At 53.6% G+C, this 14,572-nt stretch carries 12 protein-coding genes; 1 reads left to right on the top strand and 11 read right to left on the bottom strand.

Translation table 11 applies throughout. From position 1 onward, the window contains the following. Window positions 1-172 precede the first annotated feature (172 nt). On the bottom strand, window positions 173-316 hold the full coding sequence (locus tag FE784_RS41255; RefSeq protein WP_176706684.1) for a hypothetical protein: 144 nt from the start codon (window positions 314-316) through the stop codon (window positions 173-175). Window positions 317-540: 224 nt separating this feature from the next. Here FE784_RS41255 and FE784_RS33005 point away from each other — a divergent pair, with 224 nt between their 5' ends. Next, window positions 541-834, top strand: coding sequence for a hypothetical protein (locus FE784_RS33005; RefSeq protein ID WP_139606514.1), 294 nt, complete (start codon window positions 541-543; stop codon window positions 832-834). Window positions 835-890: 56 nt separating this feature from the next. Here the strand turns inward: FE784_RS33005 and FE784_RS33000 are convergent, their stop codons facing one another. The 10 genes from FE784_RS33000 to FE784_RS32955 form a co-directional block, all read right to left on the bottom strand. Then, window positions 891-2,141, bottom strand: a complete 1,251-nt coding sequence (locus FE784_RS33000; protein ID WP_139606513.1) for a DUF1501 domain-containing protein — start codon at window positions 2,139-2,141, stop codon at window positions 891-893. Window positions 2,142-2,197: 56 nt separating this feature from the next. Next, window positions 2,198-3,514 (bottom strand): DUF1800 domain-containing protein, encoded by a 1,317-nt coding sequence (locus FE784_RS32995; RefSeq protein WP_139606512.1) that lies wholly within the window; start codon window positions 3,512-3,514, stop codon window positions 2,198-2,200. A gap of 113 nt (window positions 3,515-3,627) precedes the next feature. Then, window positions 3,628-4,977 carry a hypothetical protein gene (locus FE784_RS32990; protein WP_139606511.1) on the bottom strand — a complete coding sequence of 450 codons (1,350 nt, stop codon included), beginning with the start codon at window positions 4,975-4,977 and terminating at the stop codon, window positions 3,628-3,630. Between the two features lie 237 nt (window positions 4,978-5,214). Next, a complete protein-coding gene (gene glnA / locus FE784_RS32985) occupies window positions 5,215-6,639 on the bottom strand; it encodes a type I glutamate--ammonia ligase (protein WP_139606510.1) in 1,425 nt (474 codons plus the stop codon). A gap of 337 nt (window positions 6,640-6,976) precedes the next feature. Further along, window positions 6,977-8,020: a 3-deoxy-7-phosphoheptulonate synthase gene (gene aroF, locus FE784_RS32980; protein ID WP_139606509.1), complete on the bottom strand. Its 1,044-nt coding sequence runs from the start codon at window positions 8,018-8,020 to the stop codon at window positions 6,977-6,979. A gap of 268 nt (window positions 8,021-8,288) precedes the next feature. Beyond that, the gene (locus FE784_RS32975) at window positions 8,289-8,840 is read right to left on the bottom strand and encodes a DUF2062 domain-containing protein (RefSeq protein ID WP_139606508.1); all 552 of its coding nucleotides are present in this window, start codon (window positions 8,838-8,840) and stop codon (window positions 8,289-8,291) included. A gap of 11 nt (window positions 8,841-8,851) precedes the next feature. Beyond that, on the bottom strand, window positions 8,852-9,802 hold the full coding sequence (locus FE784_RS32970) for a 4-hydroxy-3-methylbut-2-enyl diphosphate reductase (protein WP_139606507.1): 951 nt from the start codon (window positions 9,800-9,802) through the stop codon (window positions 8,852-8,854). A 69-nt stretch (window positions 9,803-9,871) separates the two neighbouring features. Continuing rightward, window positions 9,872-11,335, bottom strand: a complete 1,464-nt coding sequence (locus FE784_RS32965) for a sensor histidine kinase (protein ID WP_139606506.1) — start codon at window positions 11,333-11,335, stop codon at window positions 9,872-9,874. 3 nt (window positions 11,336-11,338) lie between these two features. Then, complete coding sequence (locus FE784_RS32960; protein WP_139606505.1) at window positions 11,339-12,025, bottom strand: response regulator transcription factor; 687 nt, start codon at window positions 12,023-12,025, stop codon at window positions 11,339-11,341. 355 nt (window positions 12,026-12,380) lie between these two features. Beyond that, entirely contained in the window at window positions 12,381-13,925 is a 1,545-nt protein-coding gene (locus FE784_RS32955) for a S1C family serine protease (RefSeq protein WP_139606504.1), read from the bottom strand. Between the last annotated feature and the right edge of the window lie 647 nt (window positions 13,926-14,572).

Below are 14,572 nucleotides of genomic sequence, written 5' to 3'. Positions count from 1 at the left end.
GGTGGATTCGCGGTCCCGCAAGACCCTGCAAGATCCTGCAAAAGCCGCTAGCCTTCAACTATCGTGTATCGTGCGGGGCATGCGCTTCCGTACGCACGAATCATGCTTATGCCGCTGTAGCAAAATACGACAAAAGCCCCAGGCTTATCCCAGGACCTTCGCTTTCATCCGACTAAATTTGATTTTCGATCGTAGCGCAGTATTGCTTGATTTTCGACAATTCGTTGCGGATCGCTTCGTCCGTCTCCATGTTTTGCAGCTTGTTGCAGCTTTCCACGATTTTTTGCGCTTGCTGCTTCACTTGTTGGCTTGCCATCGGTTTCACCTCCTGCCGTTCCACCGGTTAGCATGCACCGCCATAGCCTCCATTATTCGCCAATCCGTCATATTCCATAGTCAAGAAACATATATTTGGTTTCATCATTCCGTCATAAAGTTGTCTCTAATCCGCCATAACACGCAGCCTCCGCCGACGCCTCGCGATGTATAATGAAATCAAGAAGTTCCCTTGAAGGATAACTTGCGCAAGGAGGGATCAAGATGGAAGCATCGATAAACAGTCGCGAAGAAACGACCGCATTCGATCCGTTTTACCTGGAAATCAAGCACGCCGACGATTTGCCGCAATGGTTAAAGCTCCGTCACGACATACGCGCCAAGCTGGATAAGCTGATGGCGAATAAGCACCGTTCGCTTCCGGCCGATTTCGACGCCGGCCTGCGTGCGATCAACGAGCGCATCGCCGCCTATAACAATCATGTCCCTAATGCATATTTACGCAAGCCGTCCCTATCGTCCGATAATTGGTTGGATGAGTACGAGGCTTGGCAATAATAGCGATTACCGAACAAAAGCGCCGATACTTTCATTCGGCGCTTTTTGGACTTGTTTCAAACAAACCCGAGATTCTCGTACGTTTTCGCAAGCGTGCCCTTCGCGTCACCCTGAAGCCAGCGGTCGATTAACGTGTGGTACACCGACCGGAAGTCCACCTCGTATTTCAAATCCCCGTTCCGGTCGACGTTCGTCAAGCTCGGATATACCCCATACAGCCCGCCCTTGACCTTATTGCCCATGACGAACACCGGCGCCGCCGTTCCATGATCCGTTCCGCCGCTTCCATTCTCTTTGACCCTTCGTCCGAACTCGGAAAAAGCGAGCGTAACGACGCGGTCGGCCAAGCCCTGCTCCTCCAAGTCGGCATAGAAGGCCGTTACGGCAACGTCGAGATCCTCCAGCAGCTTGGCGTGCTGCTGCTTCTCCTGGGCATGGTCGTCGAAGCCGCCCAATTGGGCGTAAAATACGCGCGTGCCCGACTGGCCGGTCAAAATTTGCGATACGAGCTGCAAATCTTTGCCGATACCGGTTTTCGGATAAACGACCTTATTGCGGTACGACGATCCGAGCGACTGAATAGCCGCCACGCTTTCGTAGGCTTCCACTCCACGGCGGCACGCTACCTGCAGCTGCACGCCCTGCCGCTTCGGATCGTACATGTCGAGAAAGGCTTGTGCGATCCGATTCTGCTCCACGGAAGGCGTTTTCGGATCGACGAGACGGAACGTGTCCAGCGTTTGGATGACGGGCACGTTGACTTCATCCGAATCGAACGCCTTGTTGGAAATGTTGCCGATCTGAAGCGCCTTCAGCGGATTGTGCACTCCAGACAGCGAGGAGGCGACGTACCGCCCGAGCCAGCCGTCACGCCCCAATTTGTCCGGCTCCGCCGTCTGCCAAATATCCATCGAGCGGAAGTGCGACCGGTCCGGGTTCGGGTAGCCGACGCCCTGCACGATGGCAAGCCGCCCTTGTTCGTACATGCTGTATAACCCTTTCAGACTGGGATGCAGGCCGACCTTCCCGTCGACGTCCAGCACCTCGTGCTCCCGCATCGCCAGCGTCGGCCGAGCGTCAAAGTAGCCGCCCAGCCCGTAAGGAATGAGCGTGTTAATGCCGTCGTTGCCGCCCGTCAACTGGATGACGACCAGCACGGTGGGATCAGCAGGGGCCGCTTCCTGCCCGCCGGCCGATTCCGCATATAGCGGCTGCCCGGATTTCGAGAACAGGAACGGTCCGCCCAGCCCCAATGTCGCGAACAGCGCCGTTCCTTTGACGATAAATTCCCTTCTGCTCATGTTCATGAGACTGTCTCCTCCTTGCGCTTCGCTACTCGCGCGAAGCGTCCCTTCCTCGTCCGTTATTTCATCTGGGCTTCGGGGCTGATCATGAGCAATTGAAGCAATCCCCTCATCCCGTTCACCTTCGCCGCCGCATGGACGAACGTTTCGTCCGCATATTTCGCCAGCACGCTCCGGCTTCGTTCTCCCAGACCCCATACGCCGGCGTTTCTCCGCCACAAATCGACCCAATCCTCTGCGTTGTCTTTGCGTTCCGGCATATAGGCCGCGGATGTGAGCAAATTGGTTTTGACCCGTTTCGACACCGACTCCGCGAACTGGGAGCGCGACAGCAACGAGCTGGCCATCAACCACGCAGCCCCTCCGTCCCAGCCTGCTACGTCCGGAGGCATATACAGCTCCTGCCCCATCCTGCGCATCGAAGACGCAAAGCTTTTGGCCATCGGGATATCGAAAGCGCGGATGATGCCCGCGACATATTCGGCAGGACTTTTAACGACCGTAAGCCGATATTCCGGCCTATAAAATTCGTCGGATTCAAACAATGCGCGAAGCACGTCGCCGACGGTCTCCTTTTCGGCAAAATCGGCGGCCACCGTCGCTACCCATTGCTCGGACGGATTCGGCGTCCCGAAATAAGAGAGCAGATTGCGCGCCATGAACGGGGCGAGAGCCTTTTGCCGAAACAGCACATCCACGACGGACTCCTCGTCGAAATTGCCTGTCTCCCCCAGCACGTTTTTCCAGCCGGCGTCATGCTGCTTGGCATTATAAACGACCTTTGCGTTATTGCGATCGTATCCCCAGCCGGTGAACGCGCGCGCCGCTTCCTTTATGTCCTCCTCGGTATAATTGCCGAGGCCGAGCGTGAACAGCTCCATAATTTCGCGGGCGTAATTTTCGTTCGGCTTGCCTTTTTTGTTGCTGTTCGAATCCAGCCAAATGAGCATAGCCGGATCGCGTCCGACCTCGAGCACGAGCTCGCGGAAGCTGCCGAGCGCCTTCGTCCGGAACAGCTCGTTCTGCTTCCGCATAAGCGCGGCATCATTCACCTTCCGGTACGAGGTTGCGAAATGGTCGTGCCAGTACAGCGTCATTTTTTCCTTAAGCGGCTCGTCGCTTGCAGCCATCCTGTACAGCCAATAGGTTTGCTCGTCGCTGATTTCGTTAGGCTTCAGCTCCTTGCCGTCCGCTTTCGTCTCCTCGATCGGCGGCATCGCCCTGTTGTCTCCGGCCAGCCGAACGCCCTCGATCAGTCTACGCACCGTTTCCTCTTTGCCAAGAGAAAGCGCGGCGCTCAAATCGTTCGACGACACATGAAATGTCGTCCGACTCAGCAAATGCACCGCATCGTCTTCCGTCCATCCGGTTCCCATAACCCATCCTCCCCGCCTCGTAACGAATCCCCGGGCTTCTGGATTAAGGATACGATGAAATTGTTACAAAAGAATGACCCTCCCGTTGTCGGGAGGGTCTTCATCGCGTATCCTTAGTAGCCGCCTGTCGAGATGATCGTCGAAATCTGTTTCGCTGCATCGCTCTTGATCCGGTCGAGTTTTTCGTTCGTAATCGTATTGTCGCTCCGGGCGGCCAGATCGATCGATTGATCGAGCGGAGCTATCAATCGATCCAACAGTTCCGAACCGGTCAAGCCGGATATCTCGGTCAAGCTTTTGCCTTGCTGCAACAATTCCCTCATTTCGCTGTCTCCCCGGTTGGCGATACCTCCGACGTAACCGATTAGACCAGTCATATAACGACTAATGATTGTATCGTAATCGACGTATTCTCGTTTCGTATCGTCATAGCCGCCAGTCGTGATGATCGTCGAAATCTGTTTCGCCGCATCGCTCTTGATCCGGCCGAGCTTTTCGGACGTAATCGTCCTGTCGCTCCGGGCAGCCAGATCGATCGATTGGTCGAGCGGAGCTGTCAATCGATTCAACAGTTCCGAGCCGGTCAAGCCGGACAGCTCCGTCAAGCTTTTGCCTTGCTGCAATAATTCCCTCACATCGCTGTCTCTTCGGTTGGCGATACCTCCGACATAGCCAACAATACCGGACATGTAACGATCGATAATGATTTCGTAATCGACATTCTCCCGCTTCGTATCGTCATAGCCACCGGTCGTGATGATCGTCGAAATCCGTTTCGCCGCATCGCTCTTGATCCGGTCGAGTTTTTCATTCGTAATCGTCTTGTCGCTCCGGGCGGCCAGATCGATCGATTGGTCGAGTGGTGCCGTCAATCGATTCAGCAGTTCCGAGCCGGTCAAGCCGGACAGCTCCGTCAAGCTTTTGCCTTGCTGCAGCAATTCCCTCACATCGCTGTCTCTTCGGTTGGCAATACCTCCGACGTAACCGACTAGACCAGTCATGTAACGATTAATGATGGTATCGTAATCGACATTCTCCCGCTTCGTATCGTCATAGCCGCCGGTCGTGATGATCGTCGATATCCGTTTCGCCGCGTCGCTCTTAATCCGGCCTAACTCTTCCTTCGTAATCGCCTTGTCATTCCGGGCTGCCAGATCGATCGATTGGTCAAGCGAAGCTGTCAATCGATTTAACAGTTCCGAGCCGGTCAAGCCGGATAGTTGCACCAGGTTTTGACCCCGCATCAGTTCTTCTCTAACTTCGCTGTCCTCCCGATTGGCAATAGATCCGACATAACCGACCACACCGGACAAATTGCGCTCGACGATCGCTTTATAATCGATTTGCGTAGTAGCCGCATGCGCCGCCGCTCCCCCGAAGCCGGGTATCGTGCTGCCGAGCAGCAGGGCAGCCGCGACACCGCCGATGACTACGCCTTTTTTGACCATGTTCAAAGTTTTCATGTTTGGTTTCCACCTTATCCGATTTTTTGTTTTTTGTCTTTGTCTCTCTCCATAACCCATTGTAGAGCAATGCAGGAGCGAATAAATCAGACTGTGGATTGTTTTTCCACCCGGTCTTTGGTCCAGTTGCCCGCTGACAAATGTCATATGGTTGTTCATGTTCCGGACACCGGCAGCTCTCCGAAACCGAAAAAAAGCCCCCGGCGTAAAGCCGGAGGCGCGCTACCTGATATCGAATTAGCAATCGAAGTACAAGGAATATTCTTGAGGATGAATGCGGATATTGACGGACTTCGCTTCGCCGCGTTTGAGGTCAATATAGTTGCTGATGAAATCTTTCGTGAATACGCCGCCTTGAGTCAAGAACTCGTTGTCGGCCTCGAGTGCGTCAAGAGCTTCGTCAAGCGTGCCCGGTACGCTGCGGATTTCGTTCTTCTCGGCATCGGACAACTCATAGATGTTCGTGTCGAAAGGACCGTAGCCCAATTTGCGCGGGTCGATTTTGTTCTTGATGCCGTCAAGACCGGCGAGCAGCATGGCTGCGAATGCCAAGTACGGGTTAGCCGTGGAGTCCGGCGTACGGAACTCGATACGGCATCCTTTAGGCGTAACGGCCGCGATCGGAATACGTACCGCTGCGGAACGATTGCCTTTGGAGAACACGAGGTTGACAGGAGCTTCGTAGCCGGGAACGAGACGTTTGAACGAGTTCGTGCTCGGATTCGTGATCGCGATCAAAGCCGGAGCATGGTGCAAAATACCGCCCAAATAGTAAAGCGCTGTTTCACTAAGGTTCGCATAAGCGCCTTTTTCATAGAACAGAGGCGTGTCGCCGTTAAAGATCGATTGGTGAACGTGCATGCCGGATCCGTTGTCCCCGAACAGCGGCTTAGGCATGAAGGTTGCCACTTTGCCGTATTGGCGGGCCGTGTTGTGCACGATATATTTATATTTCAGCAGGTTGTCGGCCGTTTTCGTCAGCGTGTCGAAACGGAAGTTGATTTCGGCTTGACCGGCAGTCGCCACTTCGTGGTGATGACGCTCGATGCGAAGTCCCGCTTCAGCCATCAATCGGCACATTTCGCTGCGGATGTCTTGCTGCGAGTCCATTGGGGCTACTGGTACGTATCCGCCTTTAACCGGCACTTTGAAACCGAGGTTTCCGCCTTCTTCCTTGCGTCCGCTGTTCCATGCCGCTTCTTCGGAATCGACTTCGAAGTACGATCTGTTCATGCCCGTTTCGAAACGAACGTCGTCGAAGATGAAAAACTCGGACTCGGGAGCGAAAAATGCGGCCGTACCAATACCGGCTTGTTGCAAATATTCTTCCGCCTTTTGCGCGATCGAACGCGGGTCGCGCTCGTAGCGTTCGCCGTCCGGCGTGTAGATGTTACACATAATGATTACGGTAGGATGTGCGGTGAAAGGATCCACATAAGCGGTTTCCGTATCCGGCATCATGACCATGTCGGACTCTTCGATCCCGCGGAAGCCAGGGATGGAGGAACCGTCGAACGCCACGCCGTTTACGAACGTATCTTCGTCTACCTCACTGCTTGGCAAGCTGATATGCTGCGCTTTACCCGACAATCCGACAAAACGGAAATCTACCCACTCGATATTTTTTTCCTTGATCAGATTGAGCACATTTTGGACAGACATGATTTCAAATCCTCCCATTTCCGAACATTCTCCGCAATGCTGAAGATCATTGTTCAGGTTTTTTATTGATTATGGAATTAATTATAAGCAAGGTTCAAAACAGCGTCAATACTTATGTAAGGTATTTTTTATTATCATGTCAGCTTTGTTGACATTGAAAGCGTTTCACTTCACAATTTCGACAAAAAAATAGCTTTTGCTTCCGATGAAATTGGAATATTCGATAAAAAAACGCAAAAAGGGCCCCCGTCTATAAGACGGAAGCCTGATGTCAAGAGCTGTTTCAAGCCATTCGTATCCGCTTGTCCCGAATGGACCGTTCGTTTTCGGCAACCTTTTACGAGTGAATCGGTTCTTTCTTCGTCTCGAACGTTTTGCCGCACAGCGGAGCCAATTTCTCGAGATCCTGCAGCAGCTTGGCGAATTGGTCCGGGAACAGCGACTGCACGCCGTCTCCCGTCATCGAATTGTCCGGATCGGTGTGCATCTCGACGATCAAGCCGTCAGCGCCAGCGGCGACCGACGCTTTGCACATCGTCTCGACGAGCTCGCGGCGACCCGTTCCATGGCTCGGATCGGAAATGACCGGAAGATGGCTCAATTGGTGAAGAACCGGAATGGCCGTCAAGTCGAGCGTGTTTCGCGTGTACGTCTCGAATGTTCGGATTCCGCGCTCGCACAGCATGACGTTCGGGTTGCCTCCCGCCAAAATGTATTCGGCCGCATTCAGGAATTCGTCGTAAGTCGAGCTAAAGCCTCGCTTCAGCAATACCGGCGTTTGAATCGTTCCGAGCTTGCGAAGAAGGTCGAAGTTTTGCATATTGCGCGTACCTACCTGCAAAATGTCGGCATGCTCGGCGCAAACATCGACATATTCCGGCGTCATGACTTCGGTGATGGTCAGCAGGCCGTGCTTCTTGCCGGCTTCGGCCATCATCTCCAGCCCTTCCACCCCGACGCCTTGGAAGCTGTAAGGACCGGTTCTCGGCTTAAACGCGCCGCCGCGCAGCACTTGGCCGCCTGCCGCCTTGACGAGCCGGGCGATCTCGTCGATTTGCTCCGGAGACTCGACCGCGCAAGGACCGCCCATAATAACGAGCTCGTTGCCGCCGATCTCTACGCCCTTGATGCTGATGACCGTATTGTCCGGATGGAAATCGCGGCTTGCCAGCTTGTAGGATTTCGATATTTTGATGACGTTCTCGATGCCGGACATTTGGCGAAGCTGTTCGGCCAGCTTCGGATCGGCTTTGCCGATAATGCCGATAACGGTACGGTCCGTACCTTTGGACACGTGGGCTTGTACGCCTTGCTTCTCGATATGGTGGACGATTTCGGCGATGCGCTCGTCGGAAATATGGCTGGACGTTACTGCGATCATAAATAGTCACTCTCCTTGTATGTGTGCGTCCGGCTGGCGGATCGCTTTTCTTTTCTCGCTTAGACGCTTCAACGCGTATACGCTTTTAAGCTTTTATGCTTTTAATCGCTAAAGTAAATATACCCGATATTCCGTCTCCCGTCAATAGGGAAAACATGGCCGGACAGAACGGCTTCTGATCGAAACCTTCCTGTTGCAGTCCTCCGGACATCGACTCAACGACGAAAAAAGGCCGCGGAAACGGAATTCCGGCGACCTTCCAACATGATCAATTGTTCGATTCTTTCAGCACGAGCTGCTCCCGGCGTACCCGGCGCTTCTCGGACCGCTTCGACGTAAACAGCTGAAGCAGCTGCTTGAGCGGGAAATAGAGCAGCAGGGCGATCAGCGTTCCGTCCACGATGCCGCCGACGATCAGCTTCGCATTGACGTAGAGCATTTTCTCGATCCAATACGGCAAAAACGAGATCCACTCGTTAAACCGGTCCGGCACGATCAAGCCGCCAACCTTCGCATTGACGAAAGCGAGCGGAATATAAATGATTTTGCCGAAAACGAAACCGATTAAAGCGCCGGCAAAATTGGCCCGGAATATATAAACAAGCGGAAATATAAGAAAAAAGGCCAGGCCGAACGTCGGCAGAGTGAACATTTCCACGGCAAGACCGATGGAAAAGCCGGCGGCCACTTTCGCGGCTCCGCCTTTCGCCCTCGACAGCAGCAAGTATTTGTACTTAAACCATCGGGCTATTCCTCTGAACGTCCGAGTGAGGCGCGACGGATTAGCGGTTCTGGCTGAACGCTTCACTTGTACCGGCATCGGTCCCCATCCTATTCTTGTGAAAGTGCTTTGACCGGCGGGAGCAGCTTGCTTTTATTGATCGTTCGTTTGATTTCCCACGTCTCGGGCCGTTTGGAATCGAATTGCTCCAAATATCCGATCACTTCTCTCGTGATCGGGGTAGGCGTGGAAGCTCCCGACGTTACTCCTACTTTGGTTATGCCGAGCAGCCATTCGGTTTTGATTTCCGATACGTCGGATATCCGATACGCTCTCGTTCCGGCTATCTCTTCCGATACTTGGGCAAGACGATTCGAATTGTTGCTCCTCGGATCCCCTACGACGATGACGAGATCCGCTTCCTTCGCCTGCTCGGCCACCGCTTCCTGGCGCACCTGAGTGGCCAGACATATTTCGTTATGCACTTCAGCGGAAGGGAATTTGGCGATCAACCGGCCTATAATATGCCGGATATCCCATTGACTCATCGTCGTCTGGTTCGTAATGATGATTTTGTCGGAAGACAGCTGCAGCCGATCGATTTCATCTTCCTTCTCTATAAGGTGAACGTGTTCGGGAGCTATACCGATGGCGCCTTCCGGCTCGGGGTGCCCCTTCTTGCCGATATAAATAATTTCATAGCCTTCTTCCGTCTTCTCCCGGATCAGGACATGCGTCTTGGTCACATCGGGGCATGTCGCATCGACGACCGTCAACCCTTTGTCCCGGGCGCGCTTCCGCACTTCCGGCGAAACGCCGTGAGCGGTGAAGATGACCGTTCCTTTCTCGATCTGGTCCAAAATATCCAGTCGGTTGGCGCCGTCGAGCGTAATGATTCCTTCGTCTTCGAACGCATCCGTTACATGACTATTATGCACGATCATGCCCAAAATATAGATCGGCCGCGGCAAATCGAGGTTGCGGGCCGTTTGACGCGCGAGAACCATTGCATCGACAACGCCGTAGCAATATCCTCTGGGAGATATTTTTAACACTTCCATCGCAATCCGCCTGCTTTCGACACGATTTGACTCGAACTGAGATTTATTTTCAATTTCATTATACCGTATTCAATCTTCAGAAGAAAGGGAAGTCAGGGCGGGCAGCCATACGATGAACGTGGTACCTTCTTCCTTCCGCGTTTTCACCTCGATCGAGCCTCCGTGTTGATCGATGATCCATTTCGCAATGGACAGCCCTAGCCCGGTCCCGGCCTTTTTGCCGCGAGACGGATCCGCCCGGTAAAACCGTTCGAATATATAAGGAATTTCGTCCTTGTCCATCCCGATTCCGGTGTCGCTCACCCGGATGCCGACCTGCCCGTTCGCATACAGCGCATCCAGCTTGACGTGTCCCGCTTCGGTATATTTGAACGCGTTCTCGATGAGTATGAACAGCAGCTGCTGCAAGTAATCTTTATTCCCCTGTACATATACGCCGTCGAGCATTGTCAAATCTCCGGATATCCATTCGGCGCTTCGAGGCAAAAACTGCGCCCGGCGAATCACTTCCTCGATAAGCGGATTCATTTCCACCGGCTCCTTGCTCATCGTAAAGCCCGCATCGGCCCGGGCCAGCGACAGCATATCGTTGACGAGTCTCGACATCCGCTCCGCCTCGGAAGCGATATCATGCATCGCCTCCAGCGACAGCTCGACGTTGCCGTCCTGAATGACCCGAATGCCGGTGTCGATTCCCTTGCCCGATTCGAGGGCGGTCGATTTCCATACTTTCTCCAGCAGGTCCACATTTCCCCTGATCGTAGTCAGCGGAGTGCGCAGCTCGTGGGAAGCGTCCGAGACGAAGCGCCTCTGGGCGCGATAGGCTTCATCCAGCTCCGAATACATGCCTTCTATGCGCGAAAGCATGCCGTTGATCGTGTCGGTAAGACGACCGATTTCGTCCCTGGGTCCGACGTAATCGATCCGCTTGCTCAAGTCCGCGCTTTTCTCCACCGCATTGGCCGCATCGATTACGTTCTCGATCGGCTGGAGCGCTTTGCGCGACAGGAACCAGCCCGCGGAGGCCGCCAGGAATATGGTCAGCAAGCCTATTACGATCAGAATGAGCCTTAAATTGTACAGAAAATGCTCGACGTCGTCGATCGGGGTCGCAACCTGCAGCACACCGACGAGAGAGCCTTCGAGCACGAGCGGGCTGTAATACATGATCATGTATTCCTGATTGACGCTGATCGTTTCGAAGACGACCTTGCCTTCCAATACCCGGTTGATCGATTCCTCCGAATAAGGCAGGTTGATTTTCAGGTTGCTGGAGCGCTTGATTTGCCCCTGAATCGAGATGCTTTGCAAAAAAATGCCTGCCGACTTGAATTCCCGCAAATCCGGCAGCGTGTAAAAAACGCCGTAGCCGCGTATTCCCTTGTTGACCTCCTGCGCCTGCATGATCAGCTCGTTGCGCAGATCGTTGTTCAATTTGTAATTGAAAAACGTATACAGTCCTACTCCGAATACAAGCAGCGTTACGGCCAATATACCCGAATACCAGAGCGTGAGACGCAGACGTATCGACATCCGTCATTCCCCTCTCAGTACGTAGCCCGCTCCCCGAACCGTTTGAATGATCCGCTTGCCGCCGTACTCCTCAAGCTTTTGCCGCAGCAGTGCGATGTATACTTCGAGCACGTTCGATTCGCCGCTGTAGTCGTACCCCCATATTTTCTCCATAATAATATCCCGCGACAGCACCCGCTTCGGATTTTGCAGAAACAAATGGAGCAAATCGAATTCTTTGGTCGTGAGCTCGATCGTCTTTCCGGAGCGGATCACTTCGCGAGTGTCCAAATCGAGCGTAATATCGTCGTATTGGGTGCGGTTCGTTTTCTGCTCGGCGGCATCGCCGCGACGACGCATCAGCGATCGGATTCTCGCCAGCAGCTCCTCCAGCGCGAACGGCTTCACCAAATAATCGTCGGCACCGAGATCCAGTCCTCTTACGCGATCGGCTACTTCATCCTTCGCCGTCAGCATTAGAATCGGCACCGTACTGCCGCCTTCCCGTATGCGCCGGCATACTTCCCAGCCGTCCATGTGCGGCATCATGACGTCCAATATAAGCAGGCTCGGTTCCATCGCCAGCATCTGCTTCAGCCCTTCGGCGCCGTTATTCGCGGTCGTGACCGAATACCCTTCGAACGCGAGCGAACGCCGCAGCATGGACGTTATTTTCTCATCGTCGTCTATAACCAGAATGTGCTCTCTCAATCGGCACCCCTCCATTCTCCCCAAAAAGTGACGTAAACCTTCGCAGTCGATTCCGGGTACTTTTCGGGGACCCCAGATTCCATTCCCCAAAAAGTGACGTAAACCTTCGCAGTCGATTCCGGGTACTTTTCGGGGACCCCCAGATTCCATTCCCCAAAAAGTGACGTAACCCTTTGCAGTCGATTCCGGGTACTTTTCGGGGACCCCAGATTCCATTCCCCAAAAAGTGACGTAAACCTTCGTGACAGTTCTATCGTATTATACCCCCGGCCGCGAATCAAATGGACAACGAAAAAGGAAAGCAGGAGGAGCGTTCCGGCGTCCTCTGCTTTCCTCTTCCCGTCGCGGCGGTTGCTTATTTATTCATGTCTCCGATAATGACCGCCGTCGTCAGCGTGCTGCCGTTGCGGCGGACGTTGAGCGTCGCTTTGTCGCCTACCTTCAAGCTTTTGATCGTATTGCGGAACTCCTCCGTATTATTCACCTTCGTCCCGTTCACCTCGGTAATGACGTCATACGGTTGCAGATCAGCTTTGGAAGCCGGGCTTCCTTGGATGACGGAGGCGACGATCGTCCCCTCTGTATTATCCAGCTTCAGCTCCTTCACCCATTCCTCCGGCACGTCTTGAATGTTGACGCCGATGTAAGGGATCGGGATTTTCACGTTGTTTTTGAGGTTCTCCAGCACCGAGGTGACCGTGCTTGTCGGAATCGCGAAGCCGATACCCTGCGCTTGCGAGCTGACTGCTGTATTAATGCCGATGACTTGGCCTTGCAGGTTCAGGAGCGGACCGCCGGAGTTGCCCGGGTTAATCGAGGCGTCCGTTTGCAGCAAATGCTTGTATTCCCGCGTGCCCTGCGTATCCGGAATATCTATCGGACGTTCCTTCGCGCTGAGCACCCCTACCGTTACCGTATGGTCGAAGCCGTATGGGTTGCCGATCGCGACCACCCAGTCGCCGACGCTGATGTCGTCGGAGCTGCCGAGCTGGAGCGCGGTGAATTCTTTGCCGCTTTGCTTCTCGATTTTGAGCACGGCCAAATCCAGACTGTATTCCGAGCCGAGCAGCTTCGCTTTGAGCGGCTCGGTGAAGCCTTGCACTTCAACCTCGATCTCGTCGGCTCCGTTGACGACATGCTCGTTCGTCAAAATATAGCCTTCCTTGTCGAAGATGAAGCCCGAGCCCATGCCCAGCGTTTGACGCTGATTCGTGCCGCCGCTATTCGGTTGCTGCTGGCGCTGCCCGTTGCCGAAGAAGTAGTCGAATATATCGTTGCTGGTCCCACTTCTGGAACGCGTGTTCGATTTGGCGTACGTATTGATTTTGACGACGGCCGGGCTTGCGTTGTTGACGATCTGCGAAATGTTGTCCGGTCTGACGACCGACTCCAGCGCCGCCGTCGTCGCTCCTCCATTGCCGCCGTTGCCGTTGGCCTTTGTCACGGAACTGGCCGTCGCGCTGTTGCTCGTCGACAGCACGCCCGCGTCGCTGAACAAATTCCATTTGTCCGAGGCGAACATCAAGCTGCCGACAACGATCGCACCAGCCAAAAAAGTGGCGAAATACGATTTCAACGAGCCCGATTTTTTCTTGCCTCCGTTAAATTCCCACGGATTCTGGGGGGCTTGCGGCGCCTGCATCTGGCCGCCTCTGTCGGAATATCCGAAGTAGGGCCGTACCGGACGGGGCGCGGTAATTTCGACTTGGGACGTTCCGTCGTCGGACGAAGCCGTCGTCGTATCCCCCGATTCGCTGCCGGCCGACGATTTGAACGGGCCGTACGAATAGTAGTAGGATGGCTTTTCGGTTTTGTCCTGCTGCTCGTTATGGTTTTCGCGGTTCGACTCCTCGTCGTTCGACTTGAAAAAGTCGCTGTAATCGCGTTTGTTATTGTCCATTGCAAGATCCTCCTCCGTTTTCTTTCTCCCTGTTGCCGAAGCAACGCTTTGTGTTGTTCTTCTTGTCTATATATTGCACCCGCAACCTTAAACAAACATTAAAACAAACTAAAATGAAGGTAAAAAAGCCCCAAAAAGTGACGCGATTTTTTGCCGGGCTTGTCGCGGGAAACGCGGCCCAATCGGGCGATCGAGCAAATAAGGTTCAAACCGGTTACTACTTAGGTACCTATATAGAACAATTTGAGTAAAGTTGGCGTCCGAGCTACTATATATTGATATCTATCCTGCAACGCAGCCCAATAATGACGTGAAATTCACAAGTTTATGAAGTCCAAAACATAACATATAGTGTTCAGGACCCGCGATAAAACAAAGTGTTGTACCTGAGTAGTAACTCAAACCGACTCTATTCCGTTAATATTGCTCGACCAGGATCGAGATAGTGCTGTTTTCAACGTTACTGACCCGTTAATCCCTGCGAAATGCGGCCGAATCCAGCCATTCGACGGAAATAGTGTTCTGGAAATAGTGTTCAAACCGACCCTATCCGTTAATATTGCTCGACCTTGGTCGAAATAGTGCTGTTTTCAACGTTACTGACCTGTTAATCCCTGGGAAATGCGGCCGAATCCAGCCATTCGACG

It is taken from the genome of Paenibacillus hemerocallicola (assembly GCF_006265175.1).
GTDB classification, from domain to species: Bacteria; Bacillota; Bacilli; order Paenibacillales; family NBRC-103111; genus Paenibacillus_AB; species Paenibacillus_AB hemerocallicola.
Note: the sequence above shows the minus strand (reverse complement) of the source record. Positions and strands in the feature narration are given on the sequence as shown.